Origin of the sequence: Pseudomonas zanjanensis, from assembly GCF_014268745.2 — a bacterium.
GTDB classification, from domain to species: Bacteria; Pseudomonadota; Gammaproteobacteria; order Pseudomonadales; family Pseudomonadaceae; genus Aquipseudomonas; species Aquipseudomonas zanjanensis.
Genome location: NZ_JABWRB020000001.1, coordinates 1,089,079 through 1,104,351, shown reverse-complemented (window position 1 = coordinate 1,104,351; position 15,273 = coordinate 1,089,079). Strand labels below are relative to the sequence as shown.

14 protein-coding genes are annotated in these 15,273 nt (G+C 58.5%); 8 read left to right on the top strand and 6 right to left on the bottom strand.

Annotation, left to right across the window (positions count from 1 at the left end; all coding sequences use genetic code 11):
* Positions 1-24 precede the first annotated feature (24 nt).
* The 8 genes from proV (at position 25) to HU715_RS05005 (ending at position 10,033) form a co-directional block, all read left to right on the top strand.
* Positions 25-1,185, top strand: a complete 1,161-nt coding sequence (gene proV / locus HU715_RS05040) for a glycine betaine/L-proline ABC transporter ATP-binding protein ProV (RefSeq protein WP_186708375.1) — start codon at positions 25-27, stop codon at positions 1,183-1,185.
* 93 nt (positions 1,186-1,278) lie between these two features.
* Positions 1,279-2,232, top strand: coding sequence for a glycine betaine/L-proline ABC transporter permease ProW (proW, locus tag HU715_RS05035; RefSeq protein ID WP_053123266.1), 954 nt, complete (start codon positions 1,279-1,281; stop codon positions 2,230-2,232).
* A 54-nt stretch (positions 2,233-2,286) separates the two neighbouring features.
* Positions 2,287-3,315 carry a glycine betaine/L-proline ABC transporter substrate-binding protein ProX gene (gene proX / locus HU715_RS05030; protein WP_186708373.1) on the top strand — a complete coding sequence of 343 codons (1,029 nt, stop codon included), beginning with the start codon at positions 2,287-2,289 and terminating at the stop codon, positions 3,313-3,315.
* A gap of 199 nt (positions 3,316-3,514) precedes the next feature.
* A complete protein-coding gene (locus HU715_RS05025) occupies positions 3,515-4,834 on the top strand; it encodes an NAD(P)/FAD-dependent oxidoreductase (protein ID WP_186708371.1) in 1,320 nt (439 codons plus the stop codon).
* Positions 4,835-4,975: 141 nt separating this feature from the next.
* Positions 4,976-5,878, top strand: a complete 903-nt coding sequence (locus HU715_RS05020) for a dihydrodipicolinate synthase family protein (protein WP_186708369.1) — start codon at positions 4,976-4,978, stop codon at positions 5,876-5,878.
* 1 nt (position 5,879) lies between these two features.
* Positions 5,880-7,370, top strand: a complete 1,491-nt coding sequence (locus tag HU715_RS05015; protein WP_186708367.1) for an aldehyde dehydrogenase — start codon at positions 5,880-5,882, stop codon at positions 7,368-7,370.
* Between the two features lie 349 nt (positions 7,371-7,719).
* Entirely contained in the window at positions 7,720-9,066 is a 1,347-nt protein-coding gene (gene dddP, locus HU715_RS05010) for a dimethylsulfonioproprionate lyase DddP (RefSeq protein ID WP_186708365.1), read from the top strand.
* A 10-nt stretch (positions 9,067-9,076) separates the two neighbouring features.
* Complete coding sequence (locus HU715_RS05005) at positions 9,077-10,033, top strand: GlxA family transcriptional regulator (RefSeq protein WP_186708363.1); 957 nt, start codon at positions 9,077-9,079, stop codon at positions 10,031-10,033.
* Between the two features lie 90 nt (positions 10,034-10,123).
* On the opposite strand, the gene HU715_RS05000 is transcribed toward HU715_RS05005, so the two are convergent.
* The 6 genes from HU715_RS05000 to HU715_RS04975 all read right to left on the bottom strand — a co-directional run bounded on the left by HU715_RS05000 (position 10,124) and on the right by HU715_RS04975 (position 15,133).
* Complete coding sequence (locus tag HU715_RS05000; protein WP_186708361.1) at positions 10,124-10,402, bottom strand: transcriptional regulator; 279 nt, start codon at positions 10,400-10,402, stop codon at positions 10,124-10,126.
* Between the two features lie 51 nt (positions 10,403-10,453).
* Positions 10,454-11,071: a dimethylsulfonioproprionate lyase family protein gene (locus HU715_RS04995; protein WP_186708359.1), complete on the bottom strand. Its 618-nt coding sequence runs from the start codon at positions 11,069-11,071 to the stop codon at positions 10,454-10,456.
* A gap of 42 nt (positions 11,072-11,113) precedes the next feature.
* Positions 11,114-12,112, bottom strand: coding sequence for an Ldh family oxidoreductase (locus HU715_RS04990; RefSeq protein WP_189656309.1), 999 nt, complete (start codon positions 12,110-12,112; stop codon positions 11,114-11,116).
* Between the two features lie 85 nt (positions 12,113-12,197).
* Positions 12,198-13,097, bottom strand: coding sequence for a glycine betaine ABC transporter substrate-binding protein (locus HU715_RS04985; RefSeq protein WP_186708357.1), 900 nt, complete (start codon positions 13,095-13,097; stop codon positions 12,198-12,200).
* A gap of 351 nt (positions 13,098-13,448) precedes the next feature.
* Positions 13,449-14,384: an electron transfer flavoprotein subunit alpha/FixB family protein gene (locus tag HU715_RS04980; RefSeq protein ID WP_186708355.1), complete on the bottom strand. Its 936-nt coding sequence runs from the start codon at positions 14,382-14,384 to the stop codon at positions 13,449-13,451.
* Positions 14,384-15,133, bottom strand: a complete 750-nt coding sequence (locus HU715_RS04975; RefSeq protein WP_186708353.1) for an electron transfer flavoprotein subunit beta/FixA family protein — start codon at positions 15,131-15,133, stop codon at positions 14,384-14,386. Before HU715_RS04975 ends, HU715_RS04980 begins: the two co-directional genes overlap by 1 nt.
* Positions 15,134-15,273: the final 140 nt, after the last annotated feature.

Sequence of the window (15,273 nt, the reverse complement as noted above, 5' to 3'; positions counted from 1 at the left end):
CGTTATACGCAAAGGAGGGACGCAATGACGAGTCCAGACGAAATCATTTCAGTTAAGAATGTTTTTAAGATATTTGGCGCACACCCCGACGCGGCGATGAAAATGCTCGCCGCAGGGGCCAGTAAAAAAGATGTCTTTGAGAAAACAGGTCAAGTGATTGGTGTTTTCGACGCCAGCTTTGCGGTTAAGCGTGGCGAAATCTTTGTGATCATGGGGCTCTCGGGATCCGGGAAGTCGACGATGGTGCGATTGTTCAACCGCCTCATCGAGCCCACGTCAGGCAGCATTTATCTGAACGGCCGCGAAATTACCGGGTTGGCTGATAAAGCTCTTCTGGATGTTCGCCGCAAAGAGATGGGCATGGTGTTCCAATCCTTTGCCTTGATGCCGCACATGAGCGTTCTGGAAAACACTGCCTTTGGCCTGGAAATTTCCGGTATCAGTGAAAAGGAGCGGCATAGCCGCGCCAGGGAAGCCCTCAGCCAAGTCGGTCTTGCCGGACAGGAGCACAGTTATCCGCATCAACTTTCCGGCGGCATGCAACAACGGGTAGGCCTGGCCCGCGCGCTGGCCAACGACCCGACCATCCTGCTGATGGATGAAGCCTTTTCCGCCCTGGACCCGCTTATCCGCAGCGAGATGCAGGGAGAGCTCATCCGCCTGCAGGCAGAACAGAAGCGCACCATCATCTTCATTTCCCATGACATTGAGGAAGCCGTTCGCATCGGTCACCGCATCGCGATCATGGAGGGCGGTCAGGTGGTACAGATCGGCACGCCTCAAGAGCTGATCAGTCAACCGGCCAACGACTATGTCCGCACCTTCTTCAAAGGCTTCGACAGCTCACGGATCCTCAAGGCAGGCGACGTGGCCAGGCTCGATCCGGAATGGGTTCGCAAGCTGAACGGCCAAGCGCCACAGTTCAAGGCCGGCCTACCGTTCGGTTACTTGATCGATGAAGGCGGGCAATTGCTCGGGGTCGTGGATATCGATACCAGCGGCGCAGGTGGCAGCACGCATTACACCCAGCACCAACAGCACCCTGTATTTACCGATACCCCCCTGCACGAAGTACTGGAAATCGCAGCCAACCTGCCCTACCCGGTCCCTGTACTCGACCGTTCGGGCGCCCTCACCGGGACGCTATCAAAGAGCGAGTTACTGCAAACGCTGAGCCGCCATTAATACAGGCGCGCCCCTCTACGCTGGCGCGTCCCTGACCTGAAGTACCTGCGGCCTTCATACGCCGCTGCGGTGATGATGAAGAGGTAAACCCTGATGTCCGAATTCAGTTTTCTCGACCCGTTTCAAGTCGTCACTATTCCATTGGGTGACTGGGTGGAAAGCACCCTCAATTTCCTGGTACACAACTTTCGCGATGTGTTCCGCGCCATCCGCTGGCCGATTGACCAAGTACTGAACGGCGTCGAATACACGTTGCAGAGCATCCCACCCAGCATCGGGATCATTCTGTCTTCCTTGCTGGGATGGCAGCTGGCCGGTAAACGCATGGCTCTGCTGTGTTTTGTGACGCTCACCCTGCTGGGCCTTATCGGTGTCTGGTCCGAGTCGATGACCACCCTGGCGCTGGTACTGACTTCAGTCTTCTTTTGCGCCTTGCTAGGTATACCCCTGGGCATTCTCTGCGCCCGTAGCGACAACCTGGAAAGAATCTTGCGGCCCGTACTCGATGCCATGCAGACATTGCCGGCGTTCGTTTACCTCGTCCCTGTCGTCATGCTGTTCGGCATCGGCAACGTGCCGGGCATCCTGGTGACCATTGTCTTCGCCCTCCCCCCTCTGGTGCGCCTGACGAACCTGGGCATCCGCCAGGTCCCGGAGGACAAGATAGAAGCGGCCCGCGCGTTCGGCTGCACGCCGCGGCAGATGCTGACCCGCGTCCAGTTGCCCTTGGCGACGCCCACCATCATGGCTGGGCTCAACCAGACCCTGATGCTTTCGCTGTCGATGGTGGTGATCGCTTCGATGATCTCGGTGGGCGGCCTTGGCCAAATGGTCCTGCGCGGCATCGGCCGCCTGGACATGGGCTTGGCCACGGTCGGCGGGACTGGCCTGGTGCTGCTCGCCATCTTCCTTGACCGCCTGACCCAAGCCATGGGCGCACGCACCGGAGCCGACCCAAGCCTGCGCTGGTATCACACCGGTCCTGTCGGCTTTGTTCTGCGCTTGTTCGGGGCGAAACAACCGGTGGGAAGGAGCAAGACAGCTTAAACCCTCGTATTCGATCTGCCGCACACGAAGATAAAACCAAAAAGGTACGCGAAGATGTCTGAATTCAAGCTTTCCCGTAGCATTCTCAACTGCGCTGCAGTCCTTTCCATCGCGGCGATGTCGCTTTACGCAAACGCCTCGGCCAACCAACCGGGCGACGGTGTAAAGATCACTCCTATCTTCCCCTCTATTGCTGAAGAACGATTCCGCGGCGAAGTGGCGATGGAAGGCCTCCGAGAGCTGGGTTACAAAGTGCAGGAACCCAAGGAGACCGAGTACGGCGTCATGATGATGGCCCTGGGCAGTGGTGATGCGGACTTTACGGTGCACTTGTGGGACAAATTGCACGATAAGTTCTATCAGCAGGCCGGGGGCGACAAGACCATGGTCAAGGCGGGCGACATCATGCCCGGCGTGCTCCAAGGTTACTTGATCGACAAGAAGACCGCTGAAGCTCATAACATCAAGTACATCACTGACTTGAAAAAACCGGAAATCGCCAAACTGTTCGACACCGACGGCGACGGCAAGGCAGACATGACGGGATGCAACCCTGGATGGGGCTGCGAGCTGATTATCTCCCTTCATATGAAAGCCTATGGCCTGGATAAAACGGTCACCGTCAACCAGGGCTCCTATTTCGCACTGATGGCTGACACCATTACGCGTTATAAGGAAGGGCAACCGATTCTCTACTTCACTTGGGTTCCACAATGGATTGCCAATGTGTTGGTCGAAGACAAGGATGTGGTCTGGCTGGAAGTACCGAAAACCGACCTGCCTGATGGCAAAAATGATGTCGACACGATGTACAAGGGCAAGAATCTCGGTTTTGCAGTCGATAAGGTCGAGGCCGTGTTGAACAAAGACTTCGCCGATAAGAATCCAGCGGCGTTGAAGTTCCTTTCGGTGATGCAAATTACCACCGCTGACGAAAGCGCCCAGAACTTGAAAATGCAACAGGGCGAGAAAAAGCCTGCTGATATCCGCCGTCATGCCAAGGAGTGGGTTGCCGCCCATCGGCAGCAATTTGATGCTTGGTTGCAAACGGCTCGCGCTGCGGCGACACAAGCCAGCAAATAATAAGCCTATCGAGGTGGGGCACGTCGATGACGGCCCCGGCCTTTAATAGCATTGCGTTCGTAGCCGCACTTCGCCTCAAACATAGTTAATTGAACTGCAAAGTTTTAACACTTACGTGGATTCTCAGCTCACGTGAAGTTATCGAGCACCCTTTTTTGCATGACTGGCATCGGCTCGGTTGAATGAACAGGATCTTGAAATGTTAAAAGTATCTTCATTGCCTGCCGATGATCAATCTTGCGGGTGGTACCACTTGAGCAAGGGGCGCCAAATCAAGCCCGCCCATCAAGGCCATGGCAGTGCCCGTTGGGTGATTGTCGGTGCCGGCTTCACCGGCCTTGCCGCCGCCCGTCAGCTCGCGACTCATTTCCCCGACGATCAGATCGTGTTGATTGACGCCCAGGAAGTGGGCTTTGGCACTTCCGGTCGTAATGCAGGGTTCGCTATCGACCTGCCCCATGACATCGCCGCCGAGGATTACATCGGCGATATCGCCACGGCGAAAACCACACTGAAACTTAACCTGAGTGGCCTGAATTATTTAAAAGAGTTGGTTGAACGCCACGGCATCGATTGCCAAATGAAACATTGTGGTAAATATCAGGCAGCCGTTGAACCACGGGGCATCGCCGTCCTGGAGGCCTACCGTCGCGGGCTCGATAAACTCGATCAGCCCTACCAGATGATTGAGGCTGGCGAACTGCCCGAACATATCGGCACGCATTTCTACCGCAAGGCGTTATTTACGCCGGGGACGTCTTTGCTTCAGCCTTCGGCGCTGGTCAAAGGTTTGGCCGACAGCCTTCCCAGCAACGTGACGCTATACGAAAACACTGCGATCACCCATGTGGAATACGGCACCAAGACGGTACTCACGCACGCCGCGGGCTCAATCACCGCGGACAAACTGATCCTGACCAACAATGCCTTTGGCATGAGTTTCGGTTTCCTGAAGGGCCGCATGCTGCCGGTGTTCACCTATGCCAGCCTGACCCGCCCCATGACCGAGCAAGAACAAGCTCGTCTTGGCGGACGGCCTTATTGGGGTGTCATTCCTGCGGATCCATTCGGCACCACGGTACGTCGCACACCGGACAATCGTCTTTTGATCCGTAATAGTTTCAGCTTCAACCCGGACGGCCGCAGCGATTCAAAATACTTGAAACGCTTTGTCGCCCGGCATCAGGCCTCTTTTGAACAACGGTTTCCCATGTTGCCTGAAATGAACTTCGAATATACCTGGGGCGGCGCACTGGCTCTTTCACGCAACCATATGGGTTATTTCGGTGAACTTTCACCCAACGTCTACGGAGCTCTGTGCTGCAACGGACTAGGTGTTACCCGCGGGACGGCGACCGGCAAACTCTTGGCGGATTGGCTGGCTGGAGAACAATCCGAGCTCATTGATTTTGTCTTGAAATCACCCGGCCCCTGCCCTAACCCACCCGCACCGCTGGTTTCAGCAGGGGTCAATATAAGTCTGCGCTGGGGGCAGTACCGAGCGGGTAAAGAAAGTTGATCCGGCCCGACAAACTTGAAGAACTTGAAGTCGTTCGTTCGACGTTCAACAAGCGGCCTCCCTTGGTTTAAAGATTGGCTGCGCTGACGCTATCGATCTAGCGCCGCTTGATAGGCAGTGACACTAACTGGAGCGAGATCAATGAAATTTGAAGGCATTTACACACCGGCCGTTACGCCGCTGACCGCTGACGGCAGTATCGATAAGACCGCCTTCGCCGAAGTCCTGGAGTATCTGGTCGACGCCAAGGTCCACGGCATCATTATCGGCGGCTCGACCGGCGAATATTACGCACACACTGCCCAGGAGCGTTTCGACCTGGCCGCCCAGGCCAAGGACGTATTGCGCGGTCGTCTGCCGCTGATCGTCGGTACCGGCGCCATCCGCACTGAAGACTCGGTCGCCTACGCCGAAGCGGCGAAGGCCATCAAGGCCGATGCGTTGTTGGTGGGCTCGCCACCCTATGCATTGCCGACACAAAAAGAGATCGCCCTGCATGTCAAGGCCGTGGACCGCGCCGCCGGCCTCCCCATCATGCTTTACAACTATCCAGGCCGCATGAGCGTGAGCATGGGCGAGGAATTCTTTGACGAAGTCGGCGATGTGAAAAACATCGTCGCCATCAAGGAAAGCTCCGGTGACATGGCCCAGATGCACCGCTTGGCCTGCAAGTACCCACACATCGCCCTGTCTTGCGGGTGGGACGATCAAGCCCTGGAATTTTTCGCCTGGGGCGCCCGCAGTTGGGTGTGCGCCGGTTCCAACTTCATCCCCCGCGAGCACGTCGCGTTGTACGAGGCCTGCGTCGTCGAGAAAGACTTCGACAAAGGCCGCCGCATCATGGCGGCGATGATGCCGCTGATGGACTTCCTGGAAGGCGGGAAGTTTGTCCAGTCCATCAAGTACGGCTGTGAACTGAACGGCTTGAGCACCGGTGGCCTGCGCGCCCCTCTGCATGGCCTGGACCTTGAGGAAAAGCAGGCGCTGCAAGCCGTCGTCACCGAGCTCAAGCGCAACATCGCGCAGATCACTGGAGGTGCCTGAAATGGCTGATTTACTGAGCAAAGAACAGTACGCGGCCATCGCCGCCCAGTTGAAATTCCCGACCCAGGCGTTCATCAACGGCGAGTTCCGTGATGCCCTCTCTGGAAAAACCTTCATCACCACGAACCCGGCCACGGGTGAACAGCTTGCCGAGATCGCGGCGTGCGATAGCCGTGACGTCGACGTTGCCGTAGCCGCCGCCAAGCAAGCCTTCGAGGATGGTCGCTGGCATAAGCTGTCGCCCGGCGCACGTAAGCAGGTGCTCCTGCGTTTCGCCCAATTGCTGGAAGACAACGCCCACGAGCTCGCCGTGCTGGAAAGCCTGGACAGCGGCAAGCCGGTCAGCGAATGCCAGAACGTCGATGTGCCCGACACGATCCATACCCTGCGCTGGCATGCGGAGTTGATCGACAAGGTGTACGACAGCACCGCGCCGACCGGCCACGGTGCGGTCACCCTGGTGGTGCGCGAAGCGATCGGCGTCGTCGGCCTGGTCCTGCCGTGGAACTTCCCTCTGTTGATGCTGGCCTGGAAGATTGGCCCGTCCTTGGCGGCCGGCTGTTCCATCGTGGTCAAGCCGGCCAAGGAAACCACCCTGACCGCGCTGCGTGTGGCCGAACTGGCCCATCAGGCCGGTATTCCGCCAGGCGTGTTCAACATCACCCCTGGCGGCGGCCGGGAGGCTGGCGAGGCAATCGGTCGGCACATGGATGTGGCGATGGTCAGCTTCACCGGTTCGACCGACACCGGCCGGTTGTTCCTCAAGTACGCGTCCGAGTCCAACCTCAAGCGCGTCGTGCTGGAACTGGGGGGTAAAAACCCCGCCGTGGTGATGAACGACTGCGAAGACCTTGATCAGGTGGCCCAGTATGTGACGGCCGGCGCTTTCTGGAACATGGGCGAGAACTGCTCGGCCTCCTCGCGGCTGATCGTCCATGAAGACGTCAAGGATGAACTGCTGCAACTGATCGGCAAGCACCTGCGCGATTGGAAAATGGGTGACCCGCTCGATCCTGAAAATCGCCTCGGCGCCATGATCAGCAAAACCCATTTCGACAAAGTCCGTTCTTATCTGGAATACGCAGCCGAGCACAAACTCAATGTGATGCAAGGGGGCAAGACCGAGTCCGGCGTGTTCGTGCAGCCGACCATCATCGATGGCGTCGAACGTGACAGTCGCCTGTTTATCGAGGAGATCTTCGGGCCGGTACTCAGCGTGACCAGCTTCAGTTCGATCGACGAAGCCATCGAGCTGGCCAACGACACGGTCTACGGCCTGGCGGCCTCCGCCTATACCGGCAGCCTGCGCAATGCCTTGCGCCTGTCGCGGGAAATTCGTGCGGGCGTGGTCACGGTCAACTGTTTCGGTGAAGGCGACGCCTCCACGCCGTTCGGCGGCTACAAGGAGTCTGGCTTTGGGGGGCGCGACAAATCCGTCTGGGCCCATGACCAGTACACCGAGCTGAAAACCATTTGGATTGATGCTTCGTAACCTGATCGAGATCGCGATTTTGTGGCGGCTGTACTGGCCTCATCGCGAGCAGGCTCGCTCCCACAGGGGTCATGTGTACGCCGGAGGAATGTGGGAATGAGCTTGCTCCACAGGGTCATGTGTACGCCGGAGGAATGTGGGAATGAGCTTGCTCCACAGGGTCATGTGTACGCCGAAGGAATGTGGGAATGAGCTTGCTCCACAGGGTCATGTGTACGCCGAAGGAATGTGGGAATGAGCTTGCTCCACAGGGTCATGTGTACGCCGAAGGAATGTGGGAGCGAGCCTGCTCGCGATGAGGCCGGCACAGCTGACAATACTTCTAGCAGACTGAACACTGGACGCCATCATGACCCCTTCACCTTTTTCGATTCCACCCAATGCCCGGCGCATCGACCCGGCCAGGCAGCGCGCAACCGCATTAAAAAAAGATGGCTCCGTCAATGACAACGACCGCGTCGAAATAGGCCCCACTCCCCTGGCGTTCGCGGAGTGGGAGCGTTTGGGCCTGGAACCGCCCCATTTGCCCACCCTGCGTACCTATCGATTGCAACGACTGGTTGATCAGTTGGTCGCCCGTGACCTGGGCGGCATTCTGTTATTCGATCCGCTGAATATCCGCTACGCGACCGACACCACCAACATGCAGTTATGGACGGCCCATAACCCCGCGCGGGCCTGCTTCGTCGCCGCCAGTGGGCACGTCGTGTTGTGGGACTTCCATGGCTGCGATCACCTTTCCGCGCATCTGCCGCTGGTTACAGAATTGCGCAGCGGCGCGTCTTTTTTCTTTTTCGAGACCGGCGAGCACACGGATCGACACGCCAGGCATTTCGCCGCGCAAATCGACGAGTTGCTGCGCCAACACGCCGGAGCCAACCGACGCCTGGCGGTAGACCGAATCGAAGTCGCTGGCGTGCGCGCATTGGATGACCTGGCGATCGAGATATGCAGCGGCCAGGAAGTGACCGAGTTCGCACGCATGATCAAGGGCCCGGATGAAATCAAGGCGATGCGCTGCGCGGTGGCCGCGTGCGAAGCCTCAGTGGCCGAAATGCACCAGGCGATGCGCGCCGGTGCGACCGAAAACGACGTCTGGGCCGCCCTGCATTCCGGCAATATCCGCCGTGGTGGCGAATGGATCGAGACGCGCATCCTCAGCTCCGGCCCTCGCACCAACCCCTGGTTCCAGGAGTCTGGCCCACGGGTGTTGAGCGACGGCGACCTGTTGTCGTTCGACACCGATCTGATCGGCACCTACGGCATGTGCGTGGACATGTCCCGCAGTTGGATTTGTGGAGGACTTGAGCCCACGGCTGAACAGAAACGCCTGTATCGAATTGCCCACGACCATATCGTCCATAACACCGAATTGATCAAGCCGGGCGTACGTTTTACCGAACTGACCGCCAAGGCCCATCGGCTGCCCGAGCCCTGCCGCGCCCAGCGGTACGGCGTGCTGTTCCATGGTGTCGGCTTGTGCGACGAGTACCCCTGTGTCCGCTATCCGGAGGACCTGGAATCCTACGGATACGAGGGCGAGCTGCAAGCAGGCATGGCCCTGTGTGTCGAGGCGTACGTGGGTGAAGTGGGTGGCCGCGATGGCATCAAGTTGGAGAACCAATTACTGGTCACTGAAACCGGCTATGAGTTGTTGACGCATTACCCCTTCGACGACAGCTTTCTGCGCATATGAAGCTTGATTGATGAGCCATTTAGTTGAAAGCCATAAACCATCAAGCATCGGTTTTCTCTTGCTTGAGAACTTTTCCCTGACGTGCTTCACGCAATGCCTGGACGTGCTCGTGACGGCCAATCTGATCCGGCCAGGCTCGGTAAAAGTTCATACATTCAGTCGAAACGACTCCGAAGTCATGAGCGACCTGGCCATCCCTATCAGGCCGGATACCCCCCTGACCGACATCAGGATCGCCGCCCTGGATCTGATGATTGTCTGCGGAGGGTTGCGCACGCCTAGAGTCGTGCCTGATGGGTTGGTGAAACTATTGAACAAACTCGCCAGCATGCCCATCGCGCTCGGTGGGTTATGGAATGGCGCCTGGTATCTGGGCAAGGCCGGGCTGCTGGATGGCTACCGCTGTGCCGTTCACGCAGAACAACGGATCGCGTTATCCGAATTTTCGCCTAACACGAACGTCACGTTGGACGCCGTGGTATTCGATCGAGACCGGCTCACGGCGGCGAGTCCCGCGGGCGCTTTTCAGATGATGATGAAGTGGCTTTACAAAGCGCTTGATCAGAACGTCGCGAACGCGGTTTTTGACCTGTTGGATCATGACCAATCCAGGTTTCGGACTTCAGTACAGGTGCAAGACGGCAAGGTCAGCGCCCCGCTACGAGAAATCATCACCTTGATGGAGAGTAACCTGGAGGAACCGCTGGGCCCGGATCAACTTGCCGAGTGTGTTCAATTATCAAGACGTCAGGTGCAACGACTTTTCCAGGAACAATTGGGCGTCCCTCCCCAGCGCTATTACCTGGAACTGCGACTTAAAGGCGCCCAACACCTGATACAGAATTCACGCTTGGCGATCATCGATGTTTCAATTGCCTGCGGCTTTGTCTCAACCCCGCATTTCAGTAAATGCTACAGCGCCTTTTTTGGTTACCCCCCGTCGAGGGAACGTCGCCACGAACTATGAGCGCTGCCTGGGTACGCATCGCATTCCCGGACCGTCACCGCCTCCGCGTAGACGGTGAGCGGATGTCGATGGAGCTCAAACGTGCAGAACCTACATCAACTCATGGCGGGCGACTTCGATAGGCTGTAGATGGGCAGTGTCGCAATCCTTGCACAGCCGACGGGCGATGCTGTGGCGCCGCGTGTCTTTTTCTAAAAGCTCGACCGCCATGAACGCTTCGATACCCGCCCCACCTTCAACTTTTTCAATAAAACTCAGAATGGCCTTTTTCATGAACCAATGGGCGGTGCGATCCAACTTAGCCGACGCGGACTTCAGCCTGGCCCGCGTCTCTTCGTCCAACTTGATGCCCTGCGTGGTCACCGCCATCTCTCTTCCTCTCAATCATTACCCAAGTTCATCGTTTCTTATAACGAAGCACTAGTGCATCAAGCCCCACAGGGCCAGAAGTGGAACATCCCTCGACTTCATTGCATGGACACAGGAGGGCGGGTTGAAAACCAAACCTCCCGCGCCAGGACTCCACCACCCCACCTCCTCCCGATACCACTCGCCCGGCGACAGGACGAGATAGAACTCGGCAGGCGGGTGTTGGTGATAGGGGTAGCAGGTTTCGGGCAGCATGAGCGCCAATCCCAAGGTCAGGGTGGAACATTCAAATAACCCTCCCGGGCCGGCGATCATCCCGTGGCGATGCCGCTCCACGAAAGCGCTGTCCTGGTCGGCCCGGGCCTGGCGATTCATCCAGGTGACATGGGGCAAGAGCGTGCCTAACGCACCCCGTATCGACAGCAGGTCATCATCGGTCCTGGGCGCAGCTTCAAGTGCCTCGGATAAGTGGGACGCCAAAAAGCCTGGCAGTGCATTTGAAGCTTGCGCAGCCGTCCTGATCGTCCATTGGGCCGCCTTCAGGGACGCGACATGCGCTTGCGCCTCATCGCAGCCGCTGCCCGACAGGATGTTTTGAAGCGAACACCTGAGCGAGTCGCCGCTGCGGAGAATGTCCTGACCCCACGCTGGATTTTCAGTGCTATTCATCATCGTTTCGATCCCATTTCCCGAGCGACGTATCGGAGCGGCTTACAGACAACTCAGTTGTTCCAGCAGGTCAACGGGAACACTGATTCCATCATTCTGCGCGGTGACCGTTGAATGTTGCCGTTCCCATCCCGGCCTGTGGACGCCCATCTGCGCCAGGCGGGTCAGTTGACTTGAGAGCCGCAGCTCGAATCCCGCCGAAAAGAAATCCGGCGCCAGCAGCTGGATCAACAGGCCACAGCCAGGCGTCTGGTTTCCCTGGTTGAAGTCCGGCGCATCCAGCGACCAGTTGGCGCCCGTGAGCCCCGCCGCCAGAACCTCGACCATGAGCATCAGGTTGGCCCCACGGTGACCGCCAAAAGGCAGCAGCGCACCGCCCAGCGCCGCCAGGGCATTACGTGTGCCGTTGCCCTCCTGATCCACCGCCCAACCCTCGGGAATATCGTTGCCCGTCGAAGCGGCGTGGGCGATGTTCACGAATGCCGCGGCACTGCAGGCCTGGTCGAACAACAAGGGGATGCCATCGGCCGAGGGCGCGGCAAACGAGAGCGGGTTGGTCGAGTAGGTCTTGCCCTTGGCGCCAGGAACGGCCACCAGCGCCGGTCCGTTTGCGACCGCCAAGGCAATCAGCCCGGCCTGGGCAAACCGCAGCGTGTAGTCGCCCAACTCACCGCTGGTAAAACTGTTGCATTGGCTCAACGTGGCCATGCCATTGGCGTGCGCGGCATGGCACAGCGAATCGAAACAGCGATCGACCCCCAACTGGGCAATTCCGCCTTGGGCATCGGATTTGAAGATCATCGCGCCAGCGCGGGAGATACTTGGCTCGGCACGTGGATCGATGCGTCCGGAGGAAAAGCCCGACAAGTAATCGGCAAGATGCCGGAACCCCACGGCCTGGTTACCGCGCGCTTGCGCAGCCACGGTGGCGTGGGCCAATGAGAGGGCAACCGCGGCTGAGCAGCCCTTCGCTGCGCAGAGGTGCTTCACCCAGCCGACCGCTTCATCCAGGGTAAAGCGACGGTAAGCGGTGGTCTTCAAGGGGATCGCCTGAATGTTCGTTCGATGCCTCCGACGCCCTTCACCAAGGGCATCGGACGGCAACACAACTATTGGATGACGGCCATTACTGAGCCGGTGTCGCAGAAGCGGTCTGGCTGCCGAACATCGCCTCGAAGCGCGGCTTGTTGGCGGCGTAATACTCCGCAACGACCTTGTCCGCCGAACTGTCACGAGCGGTCGCCATCAACTTCTCGAGGTCGGCCTTGGGGATCTTGAAGTTGGCGAAGAACCGGGCGACCTCGGGATGTTCGGCGCTGAAGCCTTTGCGAGCCACCGCGTGAATCTGCTCGGCGCCCCCGAAAATCTGCTTCGGATCGTCCAGGTAGCGCAGCGGCCACTTGGCGAACATCCAGTGCGGGCTCCAGGCGTTGATCAAGGCCCATTTGTCACGCTTGAGGTTGCGCTCCAGCTCGCTCAACATGCCGGACTCCGAAGAGGCGACCATCTTGTAGCCCTCGAGCTTGTATTCCTTGATGGCCTTTTCCGTGAGTTTGTATTGGCCATTGCCCACTTCCGAGGTCAGGATCTTGCCGCCGAGTTTTTCCCGTACTTCAGGCTTGTTCAGGTCTTCGACACTGGCAATCTCGCTGGTGGGAATGGACGTTGGCACCGCCATGCCGATCCGACCTTCATACAACACGCCAAGGTCTTCGAGCTTGTCCTGGTATTTGTCGTAGAACGCCTTGTGAGTGCTCGGCAACCAGACCATCGGGATCAGGTCGATATTGCCGTTGGCCAAGGCCTGGAACTGAATGCCAATATCGGCGAGCACCAATTTGACCGGTTGCTTCAAGTGGTCGCGCAATGCGGTATCCGCCAGCTTTACGGCAATTTCCGTATCCGACCAATTCACCCATCCGATGCGGATAGGCGTGGCTTCCTCGGCGTGGGTCATCAGGCTGCTGGCGGCCATCGCCAGGCCGGCAAACCAGCCGATACACGTCTTACTGGACAACGTCATCATGGTGCATCTCCGCGTACTGTATTAATAGTTATTGGCAGGGCAGCAGAAGAATTAACGTTCCCTCATCAGAGCAGAGTGCTATCACCCTCCTCAAGGGATTTAATGTTATGCATGGATAAGTTTTAGTTATGGGAACAGCTCATGTATTTCGGTCGCTCGGCCCTCCTCCGCCCTTTGGCGAAACTCTTTTGGTAATGCAATCCCTTAAGACTGTCGACAAACCGTGGCGAGGGAGCTTGCTCCCGCTGGGCTGCGTAGCAGCCCTTTTGTGAGCGCTTCGCACTGGAGCGCCAGCCCGGTCAAGCGGGAGCAAGCTCCCTCGCCACGGGTTCAGCGTTTTTCGTTAAGCACTCACAACGCTTTCTCGAGTGCCGGCAAAGCTTCGAACAGATCCGCCACTAACATGTAATCCGCCACTTGGGCGATCGGTGCTTCAGCGTCCTGGTTGATCGCGACAATGACCTTTGAGCCGCTCATACCCGCCAAATGTTGAATGGCGCCACTGATGCCCGCCGCGATGTAAAGCTCTGGCGCGACGATTTTCCCGGTCTGCCCGACCTGCAAATCGTTGGGGGCGAAACCCGAATCCACCGCGGCACGCGAGGCCCCGACGGCGCCGCCAAGTTTGTCCGCCACTCGCTCGATCAGGGCGAAATTTTCTTTGCTCTGCATCCCTCGGCCACCGGACACGACGACGCGGGCGCTCGACAAATCCGGCCTTTCGCTGGCCGTCAGTTGTTCGCTCACGAAACGCACATTGCTTGCGCTTTGCCCGCCCTCCACCGCCACCACTTCACAGCGATGTTCATGGGGCAAGGCCTGGGCGAACGCCGAGGCGCGGACCGTGAGCAACTTGATCGGATCGAGGGACTGCACGGTGGCGATGGCATTGCCGGCATAAATGGGGCGCTGGAAGGTGTCCGCCGAAACAATGTGGGTGACGTCGGACAGCATGCCGACATCCAGGCTGGCCGCGACCCGTGGCAGCACATTGCGTCCCATGCTGCTGGCGTCGGCAACGACATGCGTATACCCCTCGGCCACCAGCGAAGTGATCAGTGGCTGGACATTTTCCGCCAGGGCATGTTCGAACATCGCCCCTTGTGCGAGCAGCACCCGGTCCAGGCCCTGGGCCAGCGCTGCCTGTTGCGCCACTGCCGACGCATCCACCCCGCCCATCACCAGCAAATCCGTCTTGGCACCCAACGCCAGGGCGGCGGTCACGGCACTCCATGTCCCTGCCGTCAGTTGACCTGCGCTGTGTTCGGCGATCACCAATGTGCGCATCAAATCACCCCCGCAACGTTTTTCAATTTATCCACCAGCTCGGCCACCGAACCGACGTTGATCCCGGCTTTGCGCACCGCCGGCGGCACTACGCCTAATAATCGAGCGTGTTCCTTCACGCTCGCGCCCAAGGTGTCGGCGGCAATGATTTCAAGCGGTTTTTTCTTGGCTTTCATGATGTTCGGCAACGAGGCATAGCGCGGTTGGTTCAGCCGCAAGTCGCAGGTCACCACGGCCGGCATGGCGAGGGCGACCACCTGGCTGCCACCGTCGACCTCACGCTCCACGACCCATTGCCCGTCGACCTGATTGACGGCCGAGGCGTAAGTGGCCTGGCCGCTGCCGATCAACTGCGCGACCATTTGCCCGACCTGGTTGTTCTCCTGGTCGATCGCCTGTTTGCCAAACAGGATCAATTGCGGCTGTTCCTGATCGATCACTTTGCTCAGGTACTTGGCGACGTTGAGTGGTTCGAGTAGTGCATTCGTCTCGACCAGCAACGCCCGGTCCGCACCGAGTGCCAAGGCCGTGCGCAGTTGTTCCTGCGCCGCCGACGTGCCCACCGAGACCACCACCACTTCGGATGCCAGCCCCTTCTCCTTGAGGCGAATCGCCTCTTCCACCGCGATTTCGCAGAACGGGTTCAAGGCCATCTTCACGCCATTGAGTTCGACGTCTGAACCGTCGGCTTTCACCCGGACTTTTACATTCGGGTCGATGGCACGCTTTACCGCAACGAGCACTTTCATGGTTCTTCCCATAGCCCCCTTGCACTGTGGATCGATGCGAGATGGCCGGCCGCACGAGCCGGTGCACCCCTGTTTCGACTGGATGGTAATCCTGGTTTTTCCGCCACGCAAGAAAAATGTACACCTGTGTCTCAATCGTT